The 5796-nt window shown below is 67.0% G+C and carries 5 protein-coding genes and 1 pseudogene; 3 read left to right on the top strand and 3 right to left on the bottom strand.

Annotated features, from left to right (window positions below):
* Positions 1 to 31 precede the first annotated feature (31 nt).
* On the top strand, positions 32 to 256 hold the full coding sequence (locus FFS27_RS34115; protein WP_442962191.1) for an MFS transporter: 225 nt from the start codon (positions 32 to 34) through the stop codon (positions 254 to 256).
* On the opposite strand, the pseudogene FFS27_RS27345 reads toward FFS27_RS34115, so the two are convergent.
* The 3 genes and pseudogenes from FFS27_RS27345 to FFS27_RS27335 form a co-directional block, all read right to left on the bottom strand.
* A pseudogene (locus FFS27_RS27345) lies at positions 157 to 1191 on the bottom strand (MFS transporter); the annotation flags it as partial. The gene FFS27_RS34115 and the pseudogene FFS27_RS27345 sit on opposite strands and share 100 nt — an antisense overlap.
* 2 nt (positions 1192 to 1193) lie before the next feature.
* Complete coding sequence (locus tag FFS27_RS27340) at positions 1194 to 2501, bottom strand: OprD family porin (RefSeq protein ID WP_016253335.1); 1308 nt, start codon at positions 2499 to 2501, stop codon at positions 1194 to 1196.
* Positions 2502 to 2549: 48 nt separating this feature from the next.
* Positions 2550 to 4388, bottom strand: coding sequence for an amidohydrolase (locus FFS27_RS27335; RefSeq protein WP_073665611.1), 1839 nt, complete (start codon positions 4386 to 4388; stop codon positions 2550 to 2552).
* A 607-nt stretch (positions 4389 to 4995) separates the two neighbouring features.
* On the opposite strand from FFS27_RS27335, the gene FFS27_RS27330 reads away from it, so the two are divergent.
* Both FFS27_RS27330 and FFS27_RS27325 read left to right on the top strand, forming a co-directional pair.
* Positions 4996 to 5676, top strand: a complete 681-nt coding sequence (locus tag FFS27_RS27330) for a hydrolase (protein ID WP_003090561.1) — start codon at positions 4996 to 4998, stop codon at positions 5674 to 5676.
* A 56-nt stretch (positions 5677 to 5732) separates the two neighbouring features.
* The coding region (locus tag FFS27_RS27325; RefSeq protein WP_137952338.1) for a DUF1427 family protein at positions 5733 to 5796 on the top strand (64 nt) is incomplete at its 3' end.

Raw genomic sequence — 5796 nt, 5'->3', positions numbered from 1 at the left:
GGCGGTCTACATCCTGGTGTTCTTCGGCAGCATGGCCGCCGGCGGCGCCCTGTGGGGTCTGGTCGCCAGCCACCTGTCGATCACCTTCGCCCTGCTCTGCGCCAGCGCCGCGCTGCTGCTCGGCCTGTTCGCGTCGCTGCGCTGCCGGCTGCCGGTCACCCAGGCCGGCACGGAGGTCTGCGCGGCGACCTGCAGGCTGGAGAGCACGGCGATCCATGCCGCGCCGCTGAGCAGCATCACCGGCACCAGCAAATAGAGGTTGCGCAGCAGCGCCAGGGCCACCAGCACCAGTGCGTAGAGCACGCTGGAGAGCAGCACCAGGCGGTCGCTGCCGAGGCGTTCGCGCAGGTGCGGCAGGAACGCGGCGCCGAGTACCGCGCCGACGCCGACGCTGCCCAGCAGCAGGCCGAAGTCCATGGCGTTGCCATGCAGTTCGCCGCGCACGATCAGGGGCAGCAGCGACATGCCGGCGCTGGCGCCGAGGAAGAACGCCACCGCGCGCACCAGCACCGATTGCAGTGGCCTCGAGCTGCGGCTGTAGCGCCAGCCGGCGCGCAGGGCGCCGAACAGGCGTTCCGCCGGCAGCACCGAGGGCACGGCCTCGCGTTTCCAGGCCAGCAGCACGGCGATCACCGCGAAGAAGGAGAGGGCGTTGAGGGCGAAGGTCAGCCAGGGGCCGACCAGGCTCACCAGCACCCCGGCGATGGCCGGTCCGACCGCCCGCGCCAGGTTGACCCCGACACTGGACAGCGCCACCGCCGCCGGCAGTTCGTCCTTGCCCACCAGTTCCGGAGTGGTGGCGCTCCAGGCCGGCATCATCAGCGCGGTGCCGATGCCCATGCACAGGGTCAGGCCGAGCAGCAGCCAGACGCTGGTCAACTGGAGCAGGGTGAGGCTGGCCAGCAGGGTGGCCACCAAGGCCATCCACAATTGCACGCCGAGCAGGTAGCGGCGCTTGTCGACGATATCGGCGAGGGCGCCGGCCGGCAGGGCCAGGAAGAACATCGGCAGCGATCCGGCGACCTGCACCAGGGCCACGTTCAGCGGGCTGGCGGAGAGCGAGGTCATCAGCCAGCCGGCGCCCACCTCGTGCATCCAGGTGCCGATGTTCGAGGCGATGCTGGCCAGCCATAGCCAGCGGAAGGTGGCTTGGCGCAGGGGACTCCAGGGTGAGGCGGCGGGTGCGGTCATGGTCAGAGCGAGCCTTTGAGTGGGTATTCGACGATCAGGTAGAGGCGGTCGATGTCGTCGCCGGCCTGGGCCGCGTTGGCCCGGTGGCTGAGGTGCGAGACGTTCAGCGAGAGATCCTTGAGCGGGCCCGAGGCGAACACGTAGCGCAGGTCGAGGTCGCGCTCCCAGTGCTTGCCGCCGCTGCCCTGCAAGGGCCGGTAGCGGCCATCGGCGCCCAGCGGGTTGTAGGCGCCGCCGGCCGGCGCATGGCTGCCGTCGATGGCGCGGCCGCTGACGTAACGCGCCATGAAGCTCAGCCCCGGCAGGCCGAACGGGGCCAGGTCGAGGTCGTAGCGGGCCTGCCAGGAGCGTTCGCCGGGACCGTTGAAATCGGCGTACTTGATCGAGTTGGCGAGGTAGATGGAGTCACCTCCGACGAAGTCGAACGGCGTATCCCCATGGACACGCTGGTAGGCCAGGGAGAAACCCTGCGCGCCGACGCGGTACTTCAGTTGCAGGCTGTAGGCCAGGGTGTCGATCGCGCCGGCCCGGCTGCGGCCCTGGTCGCGCGTGCGATAGAGGTTGCCATCCAGGCTGAACGCGGCACGTTGCAGGTTCATGTTGAGATAGACCTGGCGCCAGACGTTGTCCAGTTGCGCGGCGAACAGCGAGCCGCTCAGGTTGTCGCTGGCCGCCAGGCTGGCGCCGGCGAAGCCGATGGCGCTGCCGGCGGTGCTCGCGCCGTAGCCGTCGAAGTCGCCATGGCCGGAGCTGGAGGCCTGTTCCTTGAAGGCGGTGAAGCGCCCGGCCTGGATCCGCACGCGGTCGAGGTCGTCGCTCTGCAGGAAGAAGCCCCTGGCGTACTGGGGTTGCAGGCGCTTGTCGCTGGTATCGAAGACCGGGGTCTCGACGGTCATCTCGCCGACCTTGAGCAGGCTCTCGCCGAGCCGCAGCTTGAGTGCGGCGCCGGCGTCGGAATACTCGCTGGCGTTATCGCCGGATGAGTCCAGCGGCAACAGGCCGGTGCCGGCATGGCCACGTCCGCCGTCGAGCTTGAAGCCGGCGAAGCCGTGGAGATCGAGGCCGAAACCGACGCGGCCGGGAGTATAGGCCGACTCCAGGTCGGCGATCAGGCCGTGTGCCCATTCCTTGCGGTAGCCGCGCCCGGCGTCCGCGCGGCGATAGTCGTTGTAGAGGTAGTAGTTGCGGTTGAGCAGGCGCCACTCCAGGTAGTCGGGTGCCTTGGCTTCCTCTGTCGCGGCGTGGCACGGCGAGGTGCCGCCCAGCGCCAGGAAAAGGGCCAGGCGGCCGACCGGTCGAACGCGGATCATCGGGAAAACTCCGGGCGAGGCGGGCCGCGAAGGGCCCGCCCGGGTACGTCAGAAAGCGAAGCAGGAACAGCCGAATGCGCCCCAGAAACCCTGGAAGTCGCTCACCGGTACGTTGGAGTGGCGCGCGCGGTTGTGCTCGTGGGCGTGTACCGCGCAGGCACCGACGCACTGGTGGACCTGGGCGGTCAGCGGCGCGCCTTGCCGCCAGTGGCCGGGTACCTTGGCCACCGGCGACCAGTCCGGCAGCACCGGCGGCGCCGGCGGACCGAGCTTGTCGAACTCGGCGGCGGCATAGACGATCTTGCCGTCGACCACCGTGAGCACCGACTCGATCCACTTGATGGCCTCTTCCTCGACGCTGAAGAAGTCCGCCGACAGCGCCGCCAGGTCGGCGAGCTGGCCAACCTTGATCTGTCCTTTCTTGCCCTGCTCGCTGGAGAACCAGGCGCTGCCGTGGGTGAACAGCTGCAACGCGGTTTCCCGCGGCAGGCCCTGCGGATACAGGGCCATGCTGCCGACGGTGCGGCCGCTGACCAGCCAGTACAGCGAGGTCCAGGGGTTGTAGCTGGAGACCCGGGTGGCGTCGGTGCCGGCACCCACCGGCACGCCCTCGGCGAGCATGCGCTGGATCGGCGGCGTGGCCTCGGCGGCCTTGGCACCGTAGCGGTCGACGAAGTACTCGCCCTGGAAGGCCATGCGGTCCTGGATCGCGATGCCGCCGCCGAGTGCCCGCACCCGCTCGATGTTGCGCGGGGTGATGGTCTCGGCGTGGTCGAAGAACCAGGGCAGGCCGTTGAACGGAATGTCGCGGTCGACCTTCTCGAACACGTCGAGCATCCGCGAGATCGATTCGTCGTAGGTGGCGTGCAGGCGGAACGGCCAGCGCTGCTCCACCAGGTGGCGGACCACCGGCTCCAGCTCCTGCTCCATGGTCTGCGGCAGGTCCGGGCGCGGTTCGAGGAAGTCCTCGAAGTCGGCGGCGGAGAACACTAGCATCTCGCCGGCGCCGTTGTGGCGGAAGAAATCGCTGCCCTGGCCGTACTTGACGCTGCCGGTCCAGTTCTTGAAGTCGGCGAGTTCTTCCTTCGGTTTCTGGGTGAACAGGTTGTAGGCGATGCGTACGGTGAGCTGGCCCTGGTCGGCCAGTTCGCGAATCACCTGGTAGTCGTCCGGGTAGTTCTGGAAGCCGCCGCCGGCGTCGATCGCGCTGGTCAGGCCGAGGCGGTTGAGTTCGCGCATGAACTGGCGGGTGGAGTTGACCTGGTACTCCAGCGGCAGCTTCGGTCCCTTGGCCAGGGTGGCGTAGAGAATCATCGCGTTGGGCCGGGCGATCAGCATGCCGGTGGGTTCGCCGCTGCTGTCGCGGACGATCTCGCCGCCGGGCGGGTTGGGCGTGTCCTTGGTGTAGCCGACCACGCGCAGGGCGGCGCGGTTGAGCAGGGCGCGATCGTACAGGTGGAGGACGAACACCGGGGTGTCCGGCGCGGCCTTGTTCAATTCCTCCAGGGTCGGCATGCGCTTCTCGGCGAACTGGAACTCGTTCCAGCCGCCGACCACCCGCACCCACTGGGGGCTGGGCGTGCGTTCGGCCTGGTTCTTGAGCATGCGCAAGGCGTCGGCCAGGGAGGGCACGCCTTCCCAGCGCAGCTCCAGGTTGTAGTTGAGGCCACCGCGGATCAGGTGCAGGTGCGAGTCGTTGAGACCGGGGATCACGGTGCGCTTCTGCAGGTCGATCACCTGGGTGGCGCTGCCGCGATGGAGCATCGCCTCGGCGTCGTTGCCGACGGCAAGGAACTTGCCGTCCTTGATCGCCACGGCGGTGGCGGTGGGGTTGTCGCGGTCCACGGTGTGGAAGCGGCCGTTGTGCAGGATCAGGTCGGCGGTCATGGAACCTCCTGGGTTGCTTGCGGGAGAAAGGCTGGCGGCGTTGGCGAAGGGCAGGGCGGACCACAGGACTCCGGCGGCGCCCAGCACCGAACTGGTAGTGAGGAAATGGCGGCGGTCCTTGCTCGGCGGATCGTGGCTCATGGCGTGCTCCTGGCAGCGGGGCGGAATCGGTCAGCGAGGGCGGCGGCGAGAGAGGCCACCGGACAGGATAGGTGCGGCGGGAAACGTACGGGACGAAAGAGCGGTTTTCCCGAATGACGCATCCTCCTGCAAGCGCAACTTGCTGGTGGTCGATAGCAAGTAAGGCGCGAGACATGTCCTGAACTTCATGGGGGCTTTTTCTTATAGGACGGACTGTCGATTCTGCTAGCTGGTAATCCTTCTTTTATTGTCTCTGTGTGCGCTTTTTGTATGGATGTGTCGAATATTTTGAATATCGCCGTTCAACTTTATCCGGGGCCGCAGTTCAGTGATTTATTTTCTCGAAAAGTTTGTTTTTTCCAATATCCATGCTTCATAGTCTGGCCGGCCACGGGAAATTATCTGTTGGCCCGCGTGCTGTTGTGCGCAACAGCTGGAATTCATCGTTCGTTGTCAGGAAACAATCATGAGCCACTATCTCGAAGTTCTAACTCCGCAGAACAGCCAGATCATCTTCATCGACCAGCAGCCACAGATGGCATTCGGCGTACAGTCCATCGATCGCCAGACGCTGAAGAACAACGTAGTGGGCCTGGCCAAGGCGGCGAAGGTATTCGACATCCCGGTCACCATCACCACGGTGGAAACCGACAGCTTCTCCGGCCCGACCTATCCGGAGCTGCTGGCGGTGTTCCCCGAGCAGAAGATCCTCGAACGCACCTCGATGAACTCCTGGGACGACCAGAACGTGCGCGACTCGCTGGCCGCCGCGGGGCGCAAGAAGGTCGTGGTCGCCGGGCTGTGGACCGAGGTCTGCAACACCACCTTCGCCCTCTGCGCCATGCTCGAGGGCGGCTACGAGATCTACATGGTGGCCGATGCCTCGGGCGGCACCTCCAGCGACGCCCACAAGTACGCCATGGACCGCATGGTCCAGGCCGGCGTGGTACCGGTGACCTGGCAGCAGGTCCTGCTGGAGTGGCAGCGCGACTGGGCCCGCCGGGATACCTACGACGCCGTGATGGCCATCGCCAAGGAGCATTCCGGGGCCTACGGCATGGGCGTGGACTACGCCTACACCATGGTGCACAAGGCGCCCGAGCGGGTGACCCACGGCGAACGCATCGGCCCGAATCCGGCCAAGTGAATGCCGGCCGTGCCGCTCCGGCCCGCCGGGCGGCACGGCCGCGAAGGAGAACGAAGATGAAGCTCTACGTATTGTCGCTGGGCGCCGGACTGTTGGTGGGGATCGTCTACAGCCTGCTGC

Source organism: Pseudomonas sp. 2VD (assembly GCF_005503585.1).
GTDB classification, from domain to species: Bacteria; Pseudomonadota; Gammaproteobacteria; order Pseudomonadales; family Pseudomonadaceae; genus Pseudomonas; species Pseudomonas aeruginosa.
Note: the sequence above shows the minus strand (reverse complement) of the source record. Positions and strands in the feature narration are given on the sequence as shown.